The sequence below is a fragment of the Stenotrophomonas sp. PE591 genome (assembly GCF_018320795.1).
Taxonomy (GTDB): domain Bacteria; phylum Pseudomonadota; class Gammaproteobacteria; order Xanthomonadales; family Xanthomonadaceae; genus Stenotrophomonas; species Stenotrophomonas maltophilia.
Genome location: NZ_JAAOKO010000007.1, coordinates 193,134 through 213,917, shown reverse-complemented (window position 1 = coordinate 213,917; position 20,784 = coordinate 193,134). Strand labels below are relative to the sequence as shown.

General features: G+C 68.2%; 11 protein-coding genes. 5 read left to right on the top strand and 6 right to left on the bottom strand.

The window, feature by feature from the left end; translation table 11 throughout:
- The 6 genes from JLDANKMP_RS16830 to JLDANKMP_RS16805 all read right to left on the bottom strand — a co-directional run.
- On the bottom strand, positions 1-9,374 hold a 9,374-nt coding region (locus JLDANKMP_RS16830; RefSeq protein WP_249336973.1), incomplete at its 3' end, for a hemagglutinin repeat-containing protein.
- An 86-nt stretch (positions 9,375-9,460) separates the two neighbouring features.
- The gene (locus tag JLDANKMP_RS16825) at positions 9,461-11,143 is read right to left on the bottom strand and encodes a ShlB/FhaC/HecB family hemolysin secretion/activation protein (RefSeq protein WP_005414791.1); all 1,683 of its coding nucleotides are present in this window, start codon (positions 11,141-11,143) and stop codon (positions 9,461-9,463) included.
- A gap of 256 nt (positions 11,144-11,399) precedes the next feature.
- Complete coding sequence (locus JLDANKMP_RS16820; RefSeq protein WP_212561686.1) at positions 11,400-12,089, bottom strand: ComF family protein; 690 nt, start codon at positions 12,087-12,089, stop codon at positions 11,400-11,402.
- Between the two features lie 88 nt (positions 12,090-12,177).
- The gene (locus JLDANKMP_RS16815; RefSeq protein WP_212561685.1) at positions 12,178-13,347 is read right to left on the bottom strand and encodes an L-dopachrome tautomerase-related protein; all 1,170 of its coding nucleotides are present in this window, start codon (positions 13,345-13,347) and stop codon (positions 12,178-12,180) included.
- 194 nt (positions 13,348-13,541) lie between these two features.
- On the bottom strand, positions 13,542-13,997 hold the full coding sequence (locus tag JLDANKMP_RS16810; protein ID WP_032964538.1) for a hypothetical protein: 456 nt from the start codon (positions 13,995-13,997) through the stop codon (positions 13,542-13,544).
- A gap of 68 nt (positions 13,998-14,065) precedes the next feature.
- Positions 14,066-15,436, bottom strand: a complete 1,371-nt coding sequence (locus JLDANKMP_RS16805) for a chloride channel protein (RefSeq protein ID WP_212561684.1) — start codon at positions 15,434-15,436, stop codon at positions 14,066-14,068.
- A gap of 204 nt (positions 15,437-15,640) precedes the next feature.
- Here JLDANKMP_RS16805 and bioB point away from each other — a divergent pair, with 204 nt between their 5' ends.
- From bioB to bioC, 5 genes are all read left to right on the top strand, one after another.
- The gene (bioB, locus tag JLDANKMP_RS16800; protein WP_212561683.1) at positions 15,641-16,684 is read left to right on the top strand and encodes a biotin synthase BioB; all 1,044 of its coding nucleotides are present in this window, start codon (positions 15,641-15,643) and stop codon (positions 16,682-16,684) included.
- Between the two features lie 67 nt (positions 16,685-16,751).
- Positions 16,752-17,975 (top strand): 8-amino-7-oxononanoate synthase, encoded by a 1,224-nt coding sequence (bioF, locus tag JLDANKMP_RS16795; RefSeq protein WP_212561682.1) that lies wholly within the window; start codon positions 16,752-16,754, stop codon positions 17,973-17,975.
- Between the two features lie 17 nt (positions 17,976-17,992).
- On the top strand, positions 17,993-18,772 hold the full coding sequence (gene bioH, locus JLDANKMP_RS16790; RefSeq protein ID WP_212561681.1) for a pimeloyl-ACP methyl ester esterase BioH: 780 nt from the start codon (positions 17,993-17,995) through the stop codon (positions 18,770-18,772).
- A gap of 29 nt (positions 18,773-18,801) precedes the next feature.
- Positions 18,802-19,581 (top strand): SDR family oxidoreductase, encoded by a 780-nt coding sequence (locus JLDANKMP_RS16785; protein ID WP_212561680.1) that lies wholly within the window; start codon positions 18,802-18,804, stop codon positions 19,579-19,581.
- 12 nt (positions 19,582-19,593) lie between these two features.
- A complete protein-coding gene (bioC, locus tag JLDANKMP_RS16780) occupies positions 19,594-20,478 on the top strand; it encodes a malonyl-ACP O-methyltransferase BioC (protein WP_005414800.1) in 885 nt (294 codons plus the stop codon).
- Positions 20,479-20,784: the final 306 nt, after the last annotated feature.

The following is a 20,784-nucleotide window of genomic DNA, read 5'->3' as shown; positions in this document are numbered from 1 at the left end:
GCAGCACTCACCGCGCCGTTCAGCGCATCCGCACCACCCAATGCGGCCATCGCTGCACCGGCCATGCCGTGCAGCAGCGCGCGGCCATTGCCGCCGTCGGCCCAGAACGCCTTGCCTTCTTCGGTCTCCGCCTTCTGGCTCAGGTAGCCGCCCAGGTCGCCGACACCCTTGAACAGCAGCTGCCCACCCAGCTGCATCACCTCGGCGCGCTCCTGCATCTTGCGCAGGTCAACGGCCGACAGTGCGCTGTCGGTATCAAAGCCGGTGGCCGTGCGATCAAGACCGGCCAAAGCGCTCTCATTGCCATCGCGCACCACCACGGTGCCGGCGGCGATGTCCGAGCGCGTGGTGCTGCTGTCGTTCTTCTTGGTGCCGCCCAGCAGGCTCAGCCCCGCGCCGGCCGCGCTCCCCAGCGGGTTGCTGATGCCACCACCGCTGCTCATCCCGGTGCCGATGCCACCGCCACTGGTCTTGGCGCGGGATTCGTTCTCGATGTCGACAACGGTCAGGCTGCCGGTATCCAGGCGGTTCTTCGACGCATCGGCAGTACTGCCGATCACGCCGCCTTCCAGGTGCGTGTTGCCACCCACGGTGATGTCGAAGCCACCGTTGCCGGCAACGATGCCACTCTGTTCCTGCACGCTGCGCAGGTGGCTCTCGACCTTCTGCTGGCCGATGTTGACGGTGCCGCCGCTGCCATACACGAAGGTGCCGCCAGCCTGGGTCTGCTTGCTGGCGTAGTCGTCGGTGTCCTGCTCGCTGATGATGGACAGGTTGCCGCCGATGCTGGCCACCACCTTGTCGCCACTCAGCTGGGCACCCTGCAGCGTGGTGTCCTTGCCACTGATCACGGTCAGGTTGCGGTCGGCGTCCACCACGGTTTCGACGTGCGTGGTGCCGTTGCCGCTGCCCTTGCCCTTGGCGGTGCTGGCCGATACGTACCAGCCGGTCTGCGCACCGATGCTGAAGCCGATCTCACCGCTGCCGCTCTTGTTCTTCGACGACTGCGTGTGGTCTTCCGCTTCGCTGCGCAGGGTGATGTTGTCCCGCGCGGCCAGCGCCACGTTGTCACCCTTCACCTGGCTGCCGATGATGCTCAGGTCACCGGCGGTGGCCACGATGCTGACGTCGCCCTGGCTGCGGATGGTACTGCCCACCGCCGACTGGTCGTGGCTGGTCTGGCTGGCACTGGAACTGGAGGCGCCAATGCCGATGCCCTTGGCGGTGCTGGCCGATACGTACCAGCCGGTCTGCGCACCGATGCTGAAGCCGATCTCACCGCTGCCGCTCTTGTTCTTCGACGACTGCGTGTGGTCTTCCGCTTCGCTGCGCAGGGTGATGTTGTCCCGCGCGGCCAGCGCCACGTTGTCACCCTTCACCTGGCTGCCGATGATGCTCAGGTCACCGGCGGTGGCCACGATGCTGACGTCGCCCTGGCTGCGGATGGTACTGCCCACCGCCGACTGGTCGTGGCTGGTCTGGCTGGCACTGGAACTGGAGGCGCCAATGCCGATGCGCAGGCTCACGCCGTCAGTAGCGCCGGAAGCGCCTTGCTGCATGGCGCCGCCGACGCCAGCGGCGGCATTGGCCGCCTGCACCGCGTACAGCGCCTTCAGGCGGTCATCCTGCGCATTGCCGGCCGCCTTGGCCGCACCGTAGGCGGCCAGGGCGGCATCCACCACACCGCCGGTCAGGCCGACGTTGATACCGGCACTCTTCTGCTTGGTGCTCTGGTGTACGTCAGTGGTGCCCTGTGCCGCGTCGATCACCACCTGCCCGCCCACCAGCTGCGTACCTGTCTTCGACAGCACGTCCGAACCGGTGATGTGCAGCGTGTTGCCTGCGCTCAGGTTGACCCGGCCATCGGTTGAGCCGATCAGGCTGCCCTGTGGCGCGCTCTGCTCGATCTCCAGGCCCTTTTCCAGCTTGCTCTGGCCGATGGTCAGGTTGAAGCCACCACCGCCGAACACGCCCGAGCGCTTGACGGTCTTGTCATGCTCTTCGCTGTGCGTGGAGGTGGCCGTGCCGATGGTGAGGTCGCGGGTGGCGGCCACCACCACATCACCGGTGGCAGCCACCTGCGCCGCCTGCGCGACGACGTCACGTCCGGCGCCGATGGTCACCGTCTCGCCGCTGAGCGTGGTGCCCACCACCAGGCTGTCCCGGGTCGCGTCGTAAGTGGTGGTGGTCTTGCTCGACAGCAGGCCCTTCTTCCTGCGCGTGGTTTCCTGCTCCCAGCTGTGGTCCTCCTGTGCCGCCAGCAGGTTCACGTCGCGCGTAGCGGCAATGCTGATGCCGCCGTCGGTGCTGCCGACCTGCGTGGCAGTGAGGTTGGCATCGCGCCCGGCCACCAGCGCAATGTCACCGCCGGCCTGCAGCGAAGTGCCGTGCACGGTCTCGTCCATGCTCTGCGTGGTCTGCGAGAAACGCTTGCCACGGCTCTGCTGCTGGCTGGTGTTGGTGGTGGTTTCGGCCTGCAGGTTGAGATCACGCCCGGCCACCACGGCCAGGCCGTCGCCGGCCTTCAGCTGCGCGGCCTGCAGGTTCACGTCCTGCCCGGCCTGCATGCCCAGCGAGCCACCGGCCTCGATGCCGCTGGCGTTGAGGGTTTCGCGCGTGTAGCGGTTGCTGCCCCAGCCGCCCTGTTCGGTGGTGGTCAGTGCGTTGAGGTTGATGTCGTTGCCGGCCGTGGCATGGACGCTGCCGCCGGCTTTGGCGGTCACCGCCGTCAGGTTCAGATCGTGGCCGGCGTCCAGCGACAGGCTGCCGCCCACGTCCAGCGTGGTGCGACGCAGGCTGCCATCACCCTGCATCTGCGTGGTGAGATTGAGGTCGCGGCCGGCCTCCAGCGCCGCGTTGCCGCGGGCACGGGTCTGCGAACCGACCAGTGCCAGGTCACGTCCGGCTTCCAGCGCCAGGCTGCCGCCGCTGCGGATGCTGGCCACGTCGATGCCGCTGACACTCTTCAGGTCGCGGCCGGCCACCAGGGCCACGTTGCCACCCTGGATCAGGCCGCTGTTGTTGAGGATGTCCTCCACGGCGGTGATGCGGGCATTGCCGCCCGCGGAAATGCCACCGCGATCGTTGAGCAGGCTGCCGGTATCGATGGTCAATCGATCATCGGCGCGGATCATGCCCTGGTTGGACACATTGCCGGCGCGGATCTCCACCGACTCGCCAGCGATGGCGGCGCCCCCCAGCTGCAGGCGGTTGGCGGTGGCCTGGGACAGGTACACCACCGGCACCAGCACCTTCTGGCCGTCCACTTCCTGGGCGACCATCCACACGATGTCTTCGTTGAGCGCGGCCACCTGTTCGGCCGACAGCGCCACGCCCACGCTCAGCTGCTGGCGCGCGGCTTCGGTCACGCCGGCATCCATCATGGCGCGGTACTGGCCCATGCCATCGCCCTGGTCGGCATCCAGGTAGCGACGCCCGGTCAGGCCGGTGATCTGTTCCATCACCAGGCGCTGCTCGTAGAAGTCGTCACCCATCCGACGCAGCTGCTTGTCGGGGTCCAGGTTCAGGCGCTGGAACATGTAGTCCGAGCCGATCCACTGCCCGAAGTTGGCGAAGCGCGGATCGGTTTCCACCAGCCAGCGCTGGTTGCCCGGATTGACCGTGTACAGGCCGCCACTGGGCAGCGACAGGCCCGGCAGCGGATTCTGCGGGCTGCCCACCACCTGCGGCGGCGGCACCGTGGTGACACGGCCAGGGCCCGGGGAGCCGGTATCACCGGCCGTGCCCGCACCCTGCGCCTGCGCGCTGGCAGGCCCGGTGGCCACGCCCTGCTGTGCACCCGGTGCGCCAGCATTGCCGCCGACCGCGCCGGCGCCCTGCTGCTGGCCCAGTTCGGGTGCGTAGGCGTTGTTGCCCTGCCAACCGGCAACGTCCAGCGGTGTGCCACCGCTGTGCGCGGTGACCACGGCGTTGTTGACCTCGCGCGCTTCGATCTGCACCTTGCGGCCGGCGGTGATGCTGGCATTGCCGCCGGCCAGCGTGACCTGCTTGGTGACCGTGCTGGTGCCCAGCGCGCGGCTGCCGCCATAGATCTCGAAGTCGCAGCGGCTGGGGCAAGGGCGGTAGGTGTAGTCGATCGTCGACGTGCGCTGGACCACCTTGTAGCCGGCCAGCGCCTCGTTGTTGACCACGCCGGCCCAGTCGTTGGGGTCTTCGCTGTTGGATGAGCCGCGGCCGTTGATCGAGAGGTTGCGACCGGCGGCGATGGCCGAGCTCCGGTTGTCGACCGAGCCGCCGGACATCTGCATGTCGCGACCGGAAATCAGCTGCGATGCCGCGCTGGCGGCGATGACGGTGGTGCCTTCCAGCACCAGGTCCTTGTGCTCGGTCCAGACTTCCAGCACGGCACAGTCGCCCGGGCACAGCTTGCCCGGCGGCACCGGGCCGTCGATGCCGTCGACCCTGAACGTCCCGCTGTCCGGGTCGGCAGCGCCTTCGTTGCCGCTGTAGACCTTGTGCTGGGTGACCAGCACACGACGCTCGTTGGCCACGCCCAGTGCAGCCAGGATCAGATCGTTCTCGGCCTGGATGCGCCCGGAACGGTTGCGGATCTGCTGGGCGTTGCCGCCGTTCCAGCCCTGCAGGCGGATGTCGCCCAGGCTGAAGAGCTCGCCGTCGAGGTTGTCGATGTAGTTGGCATACAGGTTGATGCGGCCGGTGGCCGCCATCAGCCCTTCGTTGTAATCGCGTGCGACCAGCGTGTTGCCCAGGTCGCGGCCGTTGGTGATGCGCGAGGCGCGCAGTTCCAGCGCGTTGCCCATCACGGTGCCGGTGTTGGTGATGTTGGCAGCCGACACCTCCACCGTATCGCCGTCCACGCGACCGGCATTGCTGAAATCGCCGGCCGTACTCAGCGCGACGCGACCACTGCCATTGCCTGCCGTGGCGTTGAACTGCCCGCCAGCGGTGTTCTCGATCCGCGCCGCCGAGACTTCAAGCGTGCCCTTGCTCTCCAGGCGCCCCTGGTTGACCAGTGCGCCGGCCACGTCCAGCTTCAGCAGCCCGTTGCTCTCCAGGCGCTGGCCATTGCCATGCACGTAATCGCCCGCCAGCGTCAGGCGCAGCTCGCTGCCGCCGAACAGGCGGCCGATGCCGCTGAAGGCCTGCAGGCGTGCGCCGAGTGCTTCATAGGCGCTGATTTCGCCGCCACCATTGGCCAGGCTGCCCAGCGTCAGCTGGCTCTGGCGACTGAGCAGCCGGCCGTTGCTGTTGTCCAGCGCGGCAAGATCCAGGCGCAGCAGGTTGCCTGCGCTGAGCTGGCCACCAACGTTGAATACCTGTGCGCCGGCGCGCTCCAGGTACAGGGTATTGGCGGCGTGGACCATGCTGCCTGCGTTGTCCAGCGATGCGGTCTGCAGGCGCAGGTCGGTTCCGGCCACCAGCTTGGCCTGGCCGCCTTCGGCGCGGTTGTCCACGCTGCCTGCGGTCAGCGTCAGCGCACCACCGGTGCTGCCCAGGGTGCCGCCACGGTTGTCCAGCGCAGCGGCCGATTCCAGCGACAGCTGCCCGGTGCCGTTGGCCACGATGCGGCCGCCACGATTGCCCACTGAGGCAGCGCGGATGTTCGCAGCGCCCTGTGCTTCGATGTTGCCCTGGCTGTTGTCCAGTGCCTGGCGGATCTGCAGATCCAGCGAGGTGCCGCCGTGGACCAGGCCACGCTGGTTGGCCAGCGCACCGGCCACGTCGAGCGCGAGTTGCTGGCGGGCGTACAGGTTGCCATCCACGTTGCGCAGGTCGCCCGTGCGGCTGGTCACGCGCGCATTGCCCTCGGCCCCCAGCAGGCCATTGCTGTTGTCCAGCTGGGAGGCCAGCACCTGCAGCTGGCCGGAGCCGCGCTGCACGATGGTGCCAGTGCGGTTGTCCAACGCCCCGGCAGCGTCCACGGTAAGGTTGCCGCCAGCATCGAGCCTGCCACCGGTGTTGACGATCTCCGTGCCGGTTACGCGTGCCCCGCTGCCTGCGGTGAGCGTACCGCCGCTGTTGTCGAGGCGCCCGGCAACGGCCACGTCCGCCTCGCCGTTGCCGACGATCAGGCCGGCATTGCTGTTGTCCAGTGTGCCGGTCTCGATCTTCAGCACACCCGTGCCCGCATGCTCGATGCGGCCACCCTGGTTCAGCAGCTGCGCAGCCTTCAGGTGGACACTGCCAGCATTGGCGGCGATGCGCCCGCCGGTGTTGCGCAGGGCACCTGTCAGGCCAAGTTCAAAGGGATCGGTGCCGGTCTGCAGCAGTTCGCCGGCGCTGTTGTCCAGCGCGGCCGCCAACAGGCCGATGCGCGTACCCTGCAGGCTGCCCGCATTGCGCAGCAGGTCGGTGGCACGCAGGTCGAGCAGACCGATGGCGGTCAGGCTGCCGCCGATATTGCGCCACTCACCGCTGCGCGCCTGCGCCAGCAGGGTGCCACCGGACCAGACCTGGCCACCCTCCAGCAGCAGGCTGTCGCCCAGCAGGTGAACCTGCTGGCCGGCGTTGATCTGGCCGGCGTTGCGCAGCTGCTGACGCGCATCAAGGGTGACGCTGCCGGTGCTGCCGACCTTGCCGTCGGCCAGCAGGCCCGCCACGATCACGCCGCTGTTGTCGATCTGCCCCGCCCGCAATTCGATGTCACCCGAGGCCAGCACGCGCCCGCGATTGCTGGCCTGGGCGGCCTGCAGCGTGACCGTGCGCGCCTGAACGTCGGCCGCAGTGCGCAGTGCCTGCGCAGCCTGCAGCGACAGCGCGCCGCTGGCGAACAACGCCGCCTGGTTGTCCAGGTCGCCATCGCTGCGCACCTGCAGATCAGCGGCGCTGTCGATCGTTCCCTTCAGCGTCACGCCGGCATCGGCGGACAGCACGACGCCCTGCTGCGCAAAGACCTTGCCCGACTGCTCCAGGCTGCCGCCCGCGTGCGCGGTCAGTGTGCCGGCAGCCAACGTGCGCCCGCCCAGCACCAGGGCCTGGTCACTGCTGAGCTGCACGTTGCCGCGCTCGCTGCCCAGTTCACCCTCGCTGCGCAGGGTCCGGCCCCGCACCTGCAACGTCTGGCCGGCCACCAGGCTGCCCTGGTTGTCCAGCGAATCGCGCACGGTGACATCGACATCGCCGGCGCCATAGAGGTCGCCACGGTTGTCGATCACATCGGCCTTGGCCGTCAGTGCTCCCTTGGCGAACACGTTGCCGGCGTTGTCCAGCGTCACCGCATCCAGCTGCAGCGACTGCGCACTGGACAGGTTGCCGCCGGCGCGGTTGTGCAGCGCGTCGGTACGCGCGTCAAGCGCGCCATCGCTGGCGATCACGCCGGCATTGTCCAATGTGGTGGTGCGCAGCTGTGAGCGGTCGCGACCGTAGATCACACCACTGTTGCTCAGCTCAGTGGCGCGCAGATCCATTGCCTGCTGGCCATGCAGGCGACCGTCGTTGATGACCTTCTGCACGTCCACGGCCACCACGCGTGCCAGCGCCGTGGCGGCCGCCTGCTGCCGCAGAACGCCGCCCTGCAGGGTCAGGGTGCCGCCGGCTTCAAGCCGGTTGCGGTTGTCGAGCGTGGCAACGGACAGGCGGGCATCGGCTGCGCTGCCGATGATGCCGGCGTTGTCCAGCACATCGGCGTCGACCTGCAGGCCCTTGCCCCCCTGGATGCTGCCGGTGGTGTCATTGTCGATGCGTGCGTTGGACTTCAATGCCAGCAGGTCCACCGCCTGCAGCGTGCCGCTGTTGCGCAGACGATCGACCGTCAGCGTGGCCTGGCGGGCCTCAAGGGTGCCTTGGTTGTCCACGCCGCCGGCAGACAGTTCCAGCGCCCGCTCGGAGAGGATGCGTCCGGCGTTGTCCAGCTGCTGGCGCGCCTGGACCTTCAGCAGCCCGCCCGCAGACAGCTCGGCACCCTTCAGCTGGGTGATGCGGTCGGCCGCTGCACGCAGGTTGGCACCGGCACCGATGATGCCCTCGTTGTCGATGCTGGCCGCATCGAGTTCGACGTCGGCGTCGCTGTACAGCTGGCCGGCGTTGTGCAGCTGCGCGGCCTGCATCCGTACGCCCTGGTTGCCCAGCAGCAGGCCGGCGTTGTCCACCTGGCGGGCCTGCACGTCCAGCACCTGTGCGCCCAGGCGCGCGCCCTTGTCCTGCGCCAGCGTGTCGGCGCGCACGGCAAGCCCGGCACCTGCGGTCACCTGTGCACGGTTCTGCACCTGCGCGGCAGCCAGCGCGATGCTGCCCGCGCTCTTCACCGTGTCAGCCAGGGTCAGCGTGCCACCGGCGTCCAGCTGCATCTGTGCGGCCTGCGCGCTGCCGGCCAGGTCCAGATTCTGGTTGGCGCGTACGGCCAACGCAGCGCCCGCCGACGTCGAACCGGCAAGCGACGCCTGCCGGGCACGGATCTGAAGATCTCCCTGCGCGTACTGGGTGCCGTCGGCCTTCAGGTCACCGTCGGTTTCGATCTGCAGGCGGCCTGCGGCCGCCGTGCGTCCGCTCAGGCGGACATCGCCGGCCTGGGTCAGGATGAAGTCGCCTGCGTCGGCCACCATCTGGCCCGTGCTGCGCACGCCCACGCCGGCCTCGGTACCGACCAACCGGATCTTGCCTGCATACATGCCCCCGAGGGCGGCAACATCCAGGCCGAACTGCGGGCGTTCGCCTTCTCCGGTGATCGCCTGCGTCGCCAGGGTCTGGGCATCGATCTGGTTGGCGCCGGTGACCACGTTCACCTGGCGCGCCCAAAGGCCCGCGTTGAGCTGCACCGCGCGGGCCAGCAGGTCGACGCCTTCCAGGTTGCCGGCATCCAGGCCGTTGCCTTCCAGGCGGATCGTTCCGCGCGACACCCGGAACGCAGACAGGCTGCCATCGTTGCCGAACACCGGGGTGCCGGTGGTCAGCGTGCCACGGGTGGTATTGATGAAGCCGCAGCCATCGCAGGTGATGCCATTGGGGTTGGCGACGATCACCGCCGCCGAGCGCCCCGCCACCTCGATGTGGCCCTGCAGGCGCGATGCATTGGTGGATGTCACCTCATTGAGGATCAATCGTGCCGACTGGCCCGGCTGCAGGTTGCCGTTGCCCTGGATGTAGCCACCCAGTTGGGTCTGCACGGTGCTCGCGCTGTTGTTGAGGATCTGCCCCTCGCGCCCGACGTTGTAGTCCTGGAAGCGGTTGTGCGATACGCCGCCCGCGTTGGGCCGGTTGATCTGGATGACCGGCACGCCGTTCGCCGCCTGGTCGGCCCGCGCCTGCTCGCCGGCCTGTACCTGCACCTGGGCAAACGAGCTGCCCGGGGCCAGGAACGCCAATGCCAGGGTGGCGCTCGCCATCGCGGTGCGCAGGCGCGTGGCCCAACCGGCGCCCGAAGCGGACAGGGACAGACTGCGGAATACGTTCTTCATGCCAGGTGCTTCCATCAACCCAGGGGGGAACTGCACACACAACAACCCGATCACGTCGCCACGTGGCGACGGTGCTTCCAGTCGAATCAGAACTGCCAGGACGCGCGGAATCCGATCACGTGACCGCGTGCCTCATGCTTGAGCCACGCCGGGCGGCTCATCGGTACGCCGACGAAGCCATCCCACGCCAATCCGCCCAGCTCGCCACGTGCACCCAGGTGGGCGCCGCTGAGGGTTCCGCCGCCGATACCCTGGCGGTCGTCGCGCTCGATGTGGCCGATATCGATGCCCGCATAGGGCGCGATGGCGCGATGTGCCATCCAGCTGATGCTGTTGCGCCAGTAGCCGCCACGGCTGCCGCCGAGTGGCACCTCGCCGTCGAAGCCGTTGACGGTATAGCGGCCACCGACGCTGATGAACTCCGAGCCGTACAGCGTGTCCTTGCTCCACTGGTAGCGGAGCGCGGTGTTCCATGCCAGCGGACGCGGCCCGGATGTCAGGGCGCCACCGGCGCCGATATCCAGCGTGGTCAGCCCATAGCGGAACGTCGGCGCCAGGTCATCACGGCCCACGGCGTCATCATCGCCTCCCAGCCACGGCACGCCGCGGCGGTGCGCCAGGCGGATATCTGCCTGGACCCGCCCCAGGTACTGGCGGTGCAGCAGCGCCAGCTCGACCGAGGTGGTACGCCGGCGCTGGCCTTCGATCTCCACGCCTTCCACGTAGCTGTGCGACGACCGTTGCGCCACGCGCAGCTCGATGCCGCTGCGGTAGCTCTGGCCACGCACCAGCAGCCGTTCCACGGCCAGGTCGACGTTGCTGGAGGTGCCGGTGCTGGCGAACGTGTCGGCGTTGCTGGCGATGGTCTGCTTGTAGCGCGAGCTGTAGGTGCTGGTGCTGAAACGCCAGTTGCCCAGCGGCACCGACCACGATGCATTGAAGCCGTGGGTACCCCGGCCCTTGTCGGCACTGCCGTCGCTGCTGACGCCAATGCTGAGCAGGTCGTTGACGCGAGCCAGGTTGTCTACCCACGCGGTCGCGCCGACCTGCTGCTTTCCGGTCGCACGGCTGCCGGCATCATCCAGCGACACCGAGGCACGCCATCGCTTGCCGTGGCGGATGCTGATGACCACGTCCGACTCGCCGGGCGCCTCGCCCGGCACCAGCTCCATGTTCACGTCCTGCGACGGAACGCGCTTGAGCTGCTCCAGGCCCTGTTCCAACGCGCGCAGATTGAGTACGTCCCCCGGCCGCGCGGGAAACGCACTCTTCCACATCGAATCGGGTACCTCTTCCGCGTTGAAGCGGATCTGCCGGATCACGCCCGGTACCAGCTGCAGGCGCAGGGTTCCGCTGCCCAGGCTCTGCTCGGGCAGGCCGATGCGGGTGGTCACGTAGCCCTTGGCCAGCGCCAGATCCGAAGCACGCCGCACGATCAGCGCGATGCCCTGCTGGCCCACGCAGCGGCCACGGTAGCGGTCGAGATAGCGCTGCAGGAACGCGAACTGCCCCAGATGCGCGCCGTCAAGCTGCAGCTGCTGCAGGGTGAAGCACGGTTCTTCGTCCGGCAGTTCCAGCGAATGCAGATCGGTGGCGGCGGCCGGCTGTTCGCGTGATACATCCGGCAATGCCTGCCGCTGCTCACGCTCGCGCGCCTCGCGCTCGGCGCGTTCGCGCAGTTCCTGCTGCTCGGCGAACGAGGGACTGGCCGACTGTGCATGCACGACGCCGATCCACAACAGTCCCGCGGTGCCCAGAACGGCACGCACGCTGCATCCTGCTTTTCTGTTACCCATCAACGACTTCCTTGTCCAGCATTGGTACAGACCTGGGGCTGTGAGCAGACATCGTGCAGAGAGAACATGCGGCCAGCACCGACTCGACCGCCAACCGCTATCGGCGGGATTGCGCGGAACTTTAGGGTCTTTGCATCCGTGTACCCATTGCGGCGACGCAGTCGAGCACCACACGCTGAAGGATGGGCATCCTTCAGCAGCCGTCATACGTCGTCAATTGCTGCGGCCGTTACGGCACCCGTGCGCACACCCATACCCGCACGTCCCTGGCACCGGCCAGCCGCAACGTCTCGGCGATTTCCATCACTGTGCTGCCGGTGGTCATCACATCGTCCACCACGGTCAGCCGTGTCGGCGGCGACAAGCGCGTGGCGAATGCGTCAAAGAGGTTGTCCCTGCGCTGTTCTGCGCTGCGCTCGGACTGCGGCGCGGTGTGGCGGCGCCGGTAGAGGCCCTGCCAGACCGGCATCGGCAGCAACCGGCACAGTTCGGCGGCCTGGTTGTAGCCGCGCTGGCGCAGGCGCCGCCCATGCAGCGGCACCGGCACCAGCGGCGCGCACGACCAGGGTGGTGGTGCGCGCTGCATCAGCTGCGCAAGCAGGCGACCTGCCGCCAGATCCTGATGGAACTTGTAGCGCACCAGCAGCTGATCGACGGGTGGAAGGTACAGCAGGCTGGCATGTGTGGCGGCCTGCGGCGGCACCTCCTCACGACAGATCCCGCAGACGATCAGGGCGTTCCCGGGTAGCGGGAGTGCGCAGCGCAGGCAGGCACGACCAGCCCAGGGCAGTTCGGCAAAGCAGGCGCGGCACAGGTCAAGTTCATCGTGGCCCGGCTCGCCACAGACCAGGCAGCGCAGCGGTAGCACCACGCGAAGTGCCGCCTGCAGGAGGCGAGTGGACTTGAACAGGGCCGGCATGCGCTACAGCGTGACCGCGCCGCTGCCCCGAGGCCATCAGACGCACGCTCCTTGACCTGTAGGCATCTTTACCCGTTTACGGAGCACTTCACCGCGTTGGCGCAGGCCTCGCATCCACCCGGGTGCGATACACCATGTACGGCGTCTGCCGGCGATCCACGCCACCATTGAAGCCGGCCTGTCGATGCAGCTGGTTGGCGGTGAAATACAGATAGCCGTCCGGCCCCATCGACAGCGTATCCGGCCACAGGATGCGCGGGTCGTGCACCACCGTCGTCCATCGCCCCTGCGCGTCGCGGGCATGGATGGCGTTGTGCTCGTAGTCGCTGGCATACAGCCGCCCGTTGGCGTCCATCTCCATGCCATCGGAGGCGCCCTTGTCGCCCAGGTCGACCACCGCTGCCGCCAGTTCCGCTTCACTCAGCTTCGGGTCGCGCAGCAGCGCGGTCGGCACGCTGTACAGATGACGGCTGGACAAGGGTGTGTAGAACAGGGTGCCGCCATCGGGCGACAGGGCGATGCCATCGGCGGCCACGGTGAACGGCGCCGACGAACCGTCGGCGTTACGCAGCCGCATCTGCCGCCCTTCCACGATCGGCACGAAGGCGGGATCGGCCGAGGTGGACACGTGGCCGACCAGGCGCTTGGACGCGGCGCCAGTGGTGAGGTCGATCACGATGATGCCGCCGATACCGCTCAGCGACGAGTCGGTCACGTAGGCCACGCCCTCGCGGCCAACACGGAAATCGAAGCGCACATCGTTGACATAGGTGCGCGCGTCGATGACGTTGGCCGGGAACACCAGCGTCCTGGCCACGGTGTTGGTGGCAAGGTCGATCGCCACCAGTTTGGCACCGCCGGCCTGTGGCGCAGAGAACCCGGGCGCGGCGGTATCCAGCACCCAGAGGCGACCCTGGCCATCGGCCACCACGCTCTGCACGCTGATGAAATGGGCCGCCGGATCGGGACCGTCCTTGCGGTTGATGCGCGCATCCGGATAGGGAACGGCGCGGCCGTCGCGCCATTCGGCCACGCTGTAGGCCACCTCATCGCCCCAGCGCGGGAAGTTGACGAAGATCCGCCCGGTTTCAGATACCGCCACGCTGGTGGGCATGGCACCTTCGAAACGCGCCACCGGTTCGAGGGTGCCGATGCTGCGCTCGCTGGGCAGCAGGGGCGCGCCGGACATCGCCAGCGCGGGGGAACTGGCCAGGGCCAGGACGGCAGCCGCCAGGCGGCGGATACGGCAGTTGATCATGGTCGCGCTCTCGATGCAGGACCGGGTGCAGCCCCGGCGTGGACGCATCTTCTGTGCCGCGCGTGGCATCGGGTAGACGGTGCAGCGCGGAATCAGCTTCACTGCTGGAGTGAAGATGGAGGGCTGATTGATCGCGTTGATTGAAGCAATGATCGTTGTCTATCCGTTGCGTGCCTGCCTTGCGGCATACCCGCTCAAGAAATCTCAACGGCTGCCAACGCGGTTTCGAACCTGTGCTGGCCCTCTTCACCCCACCAGGGAACGGTCATCACGCCACCCCGCCGCTGCAACTGGTGCAGAAGGAGCAGGAAGGCCTGGACCTCCCGCTGGCCCCATGACGCTCCCATGCGGTAATCGAGCGTCAACCCATGGCGCATGACGAGCACACCCAGTTCTGGCAGAAGAACGCCGCCGCAGGCAATGTCTGCAAGGCCGACATGGAAGGGTTCCACTTCGTCCTGGAGAACGCGTCGCGCGTCGCCCGGTCCCATGAACGGCTGACCAAGATCTTCCGCACGGTGCCAGAGCTGCACACTTCCAGAACCCGCGACGCGGGCACCGCAGGCAAACAGATAGGCGAACGCATCGGCCGTTCCGGCGGCCTCACGGTACGCGAGCTCCACTTCCGGAAGCGAGCCATCATCGGTCACGAAGTAGCACCGTAACGTCGCCAACACCTCCTCTGGGAGGAGAATTGCTGCTCCAGGCTGCATTGCTCCTAGTCATCTCCATTTTCGCGGGTGCGGGAGGTTCGCACAGCAGGCGCCTCGACAGCCACATCTTCAGCCGTTTTCGGCGCCATCAACAACTCCGCCAACCCGCGGTAGATCGGTACCCTGCACACCAGCCCGGACACACCACGCGCGATAAGCACCGTGGCCAGAATCGGCAGCAGCAGATCGCCGCTGTCGGTCAGCTCCAGCGAGATCACCGCCGAGGTCAGTGGCGCCTGGGTCACACCGGTCAGGTAGGCGCACATGCCCAGCAAGACGAACGCGCGCGGGTCCACGCCCGGCATCAGCACTGACAGGTTGTGGCCGAGTCCCGCGCCGACCGCCAACGCAGGTGAGAACAGGCCACCGGGAATGCCCGCCACGTACGAGGCCAGGTTGGCCAGCAGCTTCATCAGCCCGAATTCGTGGCCGACCATCGCCTGCCCCTGCACCAGACTGCGCGCCTGCTCGTAGCCGGTGCCGAACGCGCCTTCACCGAAGACCAGGGCGAGCAGTACCACCACCAGGCCGCAGCCTGCGGCCAACAGAACCGGATGCCGCTGCCGCAGTTCCCCGAGCCAGCGCGGGCGGCCCGCCGCACTGGCCAATACCGCGCGTGCGAACAGGCCTCCCAGCAAGCCCGCCACCACGCCGCACAGCAGGATGGCCAGCCAGCCCTGGCCGAGCGGCAGGCGTGCGCTCACATGGCCGAAGTAGGTGTAGTTGCCCAGCAGGCCCAGCGACACCACGCCACCGACGATCACCGCAGTCAGCAATGTGCCTGAGAAGCGATGCTCGAAGCGGCCGCTGAGCTCCTCGATGGCGAAGACGATGCCGGCCAGCGGCGTGTTGAACGCCGCCGCAATACCAGCAGCGCCACCGGCCAACAGGAAATGCGAGAGCTCGCGGGGATCCTTGAAGCCGAACCAGCGACCGAACAGATACATCAGGCTTGCGCCTACGTGCACGGTGGGCCCCTCGCGCCCGACCGATGCGCCCCCCAGCAGCGACAGCGAGGTCAGCAGCAGCTTGCCGGCCGAAACCGCTGGGGAAAGGTTGGTTTTCCGGAACGGCTCATCGGCCTTGTCCAGCGCAGCGATGACCTGCGGAATGCCGCTGCCCCGCGTGGGCTTCAGCACGCCGGAAGTGAGCCAGGCCAGCAGCGCGAAGATGCCCGGCGTGAGCAGCAGGGCCCACCACGGCGAGTGCGAGGTGATGCGCTGGAACAGATGGAAGGCCGCATCGCTGGCCTTGGCAAACAGGATCGCCACCAGTGCCACGGCCACCGCGCCGCCCCACAGCGCGGCGCGGCGGCGCCAGGCCTCGCTGAGGACCAGCGCGGTGATGCGGCCACGAAGGCGGTAAAGATCAAACATGGGAAAGAGTCTGCGCGCCAGCACTTACGTTGTGCAGCAGGCACTGTGGCTGGACGCCTTGCAGCATGCGGTGAAATGCGGCGCTTCGCTCGATGCTCTATTGCACCGATGATCCGTAAACCAAATTAAAATCCACATGGTTGACAGCCTCCCCGCGCCCACCCACACTGCCGCCCTCGCTCCACTCGTATCCAAGGTCCCGCCATGGCTGCTGCCATCCGCCACGACTGGCAACACGACGAACTGCAGGCGCTGTTCGATCTGCCGTTTCCCGAGCTGCTGTTCCGCGCCGCCGCGGTGCATCGCGAGCACTTCGATCCGGCGCAGGTGCAGGTGTCCACGCTGTTGTCGGTGAAGACCGGAGGCTGCCCGGAAGACTGCGCGTACTGCCCGCAGGCGCAGCGCTACAGCACCGGGGTGAACGCGCAGAAGCTGATGGAGACCGACGCGGTGCTGGCCAAGGCACGCCAGGCCAAGGCCGCCGGTGCATCGCGCTTCTGCATGGGCGCCGCGTGGCGATCGCCGAAGGACCGCGACATCCCGAAGGTGGCGGCGATGATCGCCGGGGTGAAGGCACTGGGCCTGGAGACCTGCGCCACGCTGGGCATGCTCAGTGGCGAGCAGGCGCGTGCGCTGAAGGATGCGGGCCTGGACTACTACAACCACAACCTCGACACCGCGCCGGATTACTACGATTCGATCATCCACACGCGCCAGTACCAGGACCGCCTGGACACGCTGGAGCACGTGCGCGATGCCGGCTTGAAGACCTGCTGCGGTGGTATCGTCGGCATGGGCGAGACGCGCGCGCAGCGCGTCGGCCTGCTGCTGGCGCTGGCCTCGCTGCCGGCACATCCCGATTCGGTGCCGATCAACAAGCTGGTGCAGGTGGCAGGCACGCCGCTGCATGGCAGTGCCGAGCTGGACCCGTTCGAGTTCGTGCGCATGATTGCAGTGGCGCGCATCGCCATGCCGCGCTCGATGGTGCGGCTGTCGGCCGGGCGCGAAGCCATGAGCGACGAACTGCAGGCGCTGTGTTTCCTTGCCGGTGCCAATTCGATCTTCTATGGCGACAAGCTGCTGACCACCGGCAACCCGGAGAGCGAGCGCGACCTGGCTTTGTTCGCCCGGCTGGGCCTGCAGCCGATGGCGGTGCAGGTGGATGCCGAGGGCCACGACCACGGCGGCACCGTGCACGCCGATATCAGTGCCGATACGCCCGGCTGTGGCTGCGCTCAGGCGGCCTGAGACGGGCCGCAAGCAGGCGCCGCGGCAACGCGCTACCCTAGCCGCCCCGTCGACGCATTCAGCCACCATGGCCCGCCCCGACCTGACCGCCCGCCTCCACGCCCAGCGCGCCCTGCGCGATGCCCAAGGCCGTCGCCGCCCGCGACGCACGGTCACCCGTCGCGATGGCGTGCGCCTGGAAGTGGACGGCCAGTGGCTGACCGGCTTCTGCAGCAACGACTACCTCGGCCTGGCCCAGCAGTTCAGCGTGGTCAACGCGCTGCAGGACGCCGCCGCACGCGAAGGCGCTGGCGCCGGTGCCTCGCACCTGGTCTGCGGCCATCATGCCCTGCATGAGGCGCTGGAACGCGAGGTGGCCGAATGGCTTGGCTATCCGCGTGCGCTGCTGTTCGGCAGTGGCTTCTCCGCCAACCTGGCGGTGCAGCAGGCGCTGCTGAGCGAAGAGAACGATGTCTGCGTACAGGACAAGCTCAACCACGCCAGCCTGCTCGATGCCACCCGGTTGGCCGGTGCACGCCTGCGCCGCTATCCGCATCTGGATGCGGAAGGCGCAATGCGTCAGCTCAAGCATGCGCCCGATGGCGCGGCAATGCTGGCCACCGATGGTGTTTTCAGCATGGATGGCGACATCGCACCGCTGCGTGCATTGTCGCTTGTGGCACGCCTGCAGCAGGCGCTGTTCTATGTGGATGATGCGCACGGTGTAGGCGTGGTCGGTGATGGCCGTGGTGCCGTGGCCGCCGCCGGACTGGGCGTGGACGATGTGCCGCTGCAGCTGGTCACGCTGGGCAAGGCACTGGGCGGTTCCGGTGCACTGGTGCTGGGCCGCGACGACCTGATCGAGCATCTGGCCGAGACCGCACGCCCATACATCTACACCACCGCCGTGCCACCAGCGATGGCCGCCGCTGCGCTTGAAGCGGTGCGCCTGGCGCGCAGGGACAACTGGCGCCGTTCCAAACTGGCAGATCTGATCGCGTTGTTCCGCAGCGAAGCACGCCGCCATGGGCTGGACCTGATGGCTTCGGACACGCCGATCCAGCCGCTGCTGTGCGGCGATGACCACACCGCCGTGGCCATGTCCACGGCGCTGGAACAGGCCGGCTGGCTGGTCGGTGCGATCCGCCCGCCGACCGTGCCGGAAGGCAAGGCGCGCCTGCGGGTGACGCTGTCCGCGCTGCACACTCCGGAACAGGTGCGTGGCCTGGTCGAGGCCATTACCAGCGCGCGTGAACGCGTGGCCCTGGCCGTGCGTGAAGCCGCGCCACCGCCGCTGCCTGCATTCGCCTGAGTTCCGCGTCGTTGCCCATGCATATTGAAGTCACCGGCCGTGGGCCGGACCTGGTAGTAATTCACGGCTGGGCCCTGCAGGGCGGTGTGTTCGCGCCGCTGGTGCAGCGCCTGGCGGACCAGTTCACCCTGCATCTGGTCGACCTGCCCGGCCATGGTCACAGCCGCGAGGACACCACGCCGCTGCGCCTGCCGTTCGTGGTCGGTGCCATTGCCGCGGCTACGCCGCCGGCGGTGTGGTGCGGCTGGTCACTGGGCGGCCTGTTCGCATTGCACGCGGCGGCCACGCTGCCAAAGGTGCGCGGGCTGGCGATGATCGCCGCCACGCCGCGCTTCGTGCGAGGCGATGACTGGCCGCACGCGGTGGAGCCGGCGGTGTTCGAGCAGTTCGGCCGCGAGCTGGCGACCGACTTCGGCGGCACGCTGGAACGCTTCCTCGCGCTGGACGTAATGGGCTCGGCACACGCCCGCGAAGAGCTGCGCACCCTGCGCCAGCGCCTGGTCGAGCGCGGTGCGCCCACCGAACGCGCCCTGCTGGAAGGCCTGCGCCTGCTCGAAAGCACTGACTTGCGCGGCGCACTGCCAACGCTGGGCAAGCCCAGCCTGTGGATCGCCGGCCAGCGTGACCGGCTGGTGTCTCCGGTGGCGATGCAGGCCGCCGCAGCACTGGCCCCGGGTGCGCAGGCGCTGACCATCGCCCACGGCGGCCACGCGCCGTTCCTTGGCCATGCCGACGAAGTGGCCGCCGCCCTGCAACACTTCGTTGCCGCCCTGTCGCCGGCTGATGGCGGACAATGAGCACCTTCCGAATTCCGCAGGACTGACGCATGGATCTGGGTATCAACGGCCGCTGGGCACTGGTCTGCGGCGCCAGCAAGGGGTTGGGCCTGGGCTGCGCGCGTGCGCTGGTGCGCGAGGGCGTCAACGTGGTGATCGTGGCCCGTGGTGACGCTGCGCTGCAGGCCGCCGCTGAAGAACTGCGTGCCGTGCCCGGCGCTGCCGAGGTGCGCGCGGTTGCCGCCGATGTCACCACCGAGGGCGGCCGTGCTGCGGCACTGGCCGCATGCCCGCAGGTGGACATCCTGGTCAACAACGCCGGTGGTCCGCCGCCCGGTGATTTCCGCAGTTTCGAGCGCGACGACTGGATCGCCGCGCTGGACGCCAACATGCTGGCGCCGATCGCGCTGATCCGTGCCACCGTCGACGCGATGATCGAGCGTGGCTTCGGCCGCATCGTCAACATCACCTCGTCGGCGGTGAAGGCCCCGATCGACATCCTGGCACTGTCCAACGGCGCGCGCAGCGGCCTGACCGGTTTCGTCGCCGGCCTGTCGCGCCGCACCGTGGCCCACAACGTCACCATCAACAACCTGCTGCCCGGCCAGTTCGACACCGACCGCCTGCGCGCCAACTTCGCCCACAGTGCGGGCAAGGACGGCGATGCTGGCGAAGTGGCCGAACGTCGCCGCCAGCAGATTCCCGCCGGCCGCTTCGGCACGCCGGACGAGTTCGGCGCCGCCTGCGCCTTCCTGTGCAGTGCGCAGGCCGGTTACCTCACCGGGCAGAACCTGCTGATCGACGGCGGCGCCTACCCCGGTACGTTCTAAGAGACTTTCGCAATGCCGTCCCACTTCGATGCCCGCCACGTCCGCCGCGCGTTCGCGCGTGCCGCCAGCAGCTACGACGCCGCCGCCGCCCTGCAGCGCGAGGTGCAGTCGCGACTGATCGAATCGCTGGACTACCTGGAGGCACGCAAGCCCGAGGTGGTGCTGGACATCGGCGCGGGTACCGGCCATGCCAGCGCGTTGATGAAGAAGCGCTGGCCGAAGGCGCAGGTGATCGCGCTGGATGTGGCGCTGCCGATGCTGGACCAGGCCAAGCGCCAGGCCGGCTGGTGGAAGCCGTTCCAGCGCCTGTGCGGCGATGCCGCCGCGCTGCCGCTGGCCGACAACAGCGTGGATGTGATCTTCAGCAACCTGTGCCTGCAGTGGGTGGACGACCTGCCGGCGGTGTTCGCCGGATTCCGTCGCGTGCTCAAGCCCGGTGGCCTGCTGCTGTGCTCGACCTTCGGCCCGGAAACCCTGGTGGAACTCAACGAAGCGTTCGCCGCCGCCGATGATCGTCCGCACGTGAGCCGCTTCGCCCAGATCGCCCAGTTCGGCGACGCGCTGATGATGGCCGGCTTCCGCGACCCGGTGCTGGATCGCGATCTGTTCACCCTGACCTACGACGACCTGCCCTCGCTGATGCGCGAACTGCGCGCGATGGGCGCGACCAACGCGCGGGTGGACCGCCGCCATACGCTGACCGGGCGTGGTCGTTTCGCCGCTGCCGCCGCTGCATACGAGCCGATGCGCCGTGCCGACGGCAAGCTGCCCAGCAGCTGGGAAGTGATCTACGCCCACGCCTGGGCACCGGACCCGGGCGCGCCGATCCGCGAAGGTGGGCATGACGTCGCCTCGGTGCCGGTGTCGGCGATTCCGATCCGCCGCAAGCAGACCTGATCGTCTGGTAGTGCCGGCCGCTGGCCGGCAACCTCACGATTCCATGGTGGCCATCTGCCGGCCAGCGGCCGGCACTACCAAATGCCACGCCATACGCGAATCGCTCTGGTGGGTGCCGACCTTGGTCGGCACAGTGCCGGCAGCATCGCGATCTGACAGGTTGTATCGACCAAGGTCGGCACCCACAAAATTCGGGCGGTGTCGGCGATTCCGATCCGCCGCAAGCAGACCTGATCGTCTGGTAGTGCCGGCCGCTGGCCGGCAACCTCACGATTCCATGGTGGCCATCTGCCGGCCAGCGGCCGG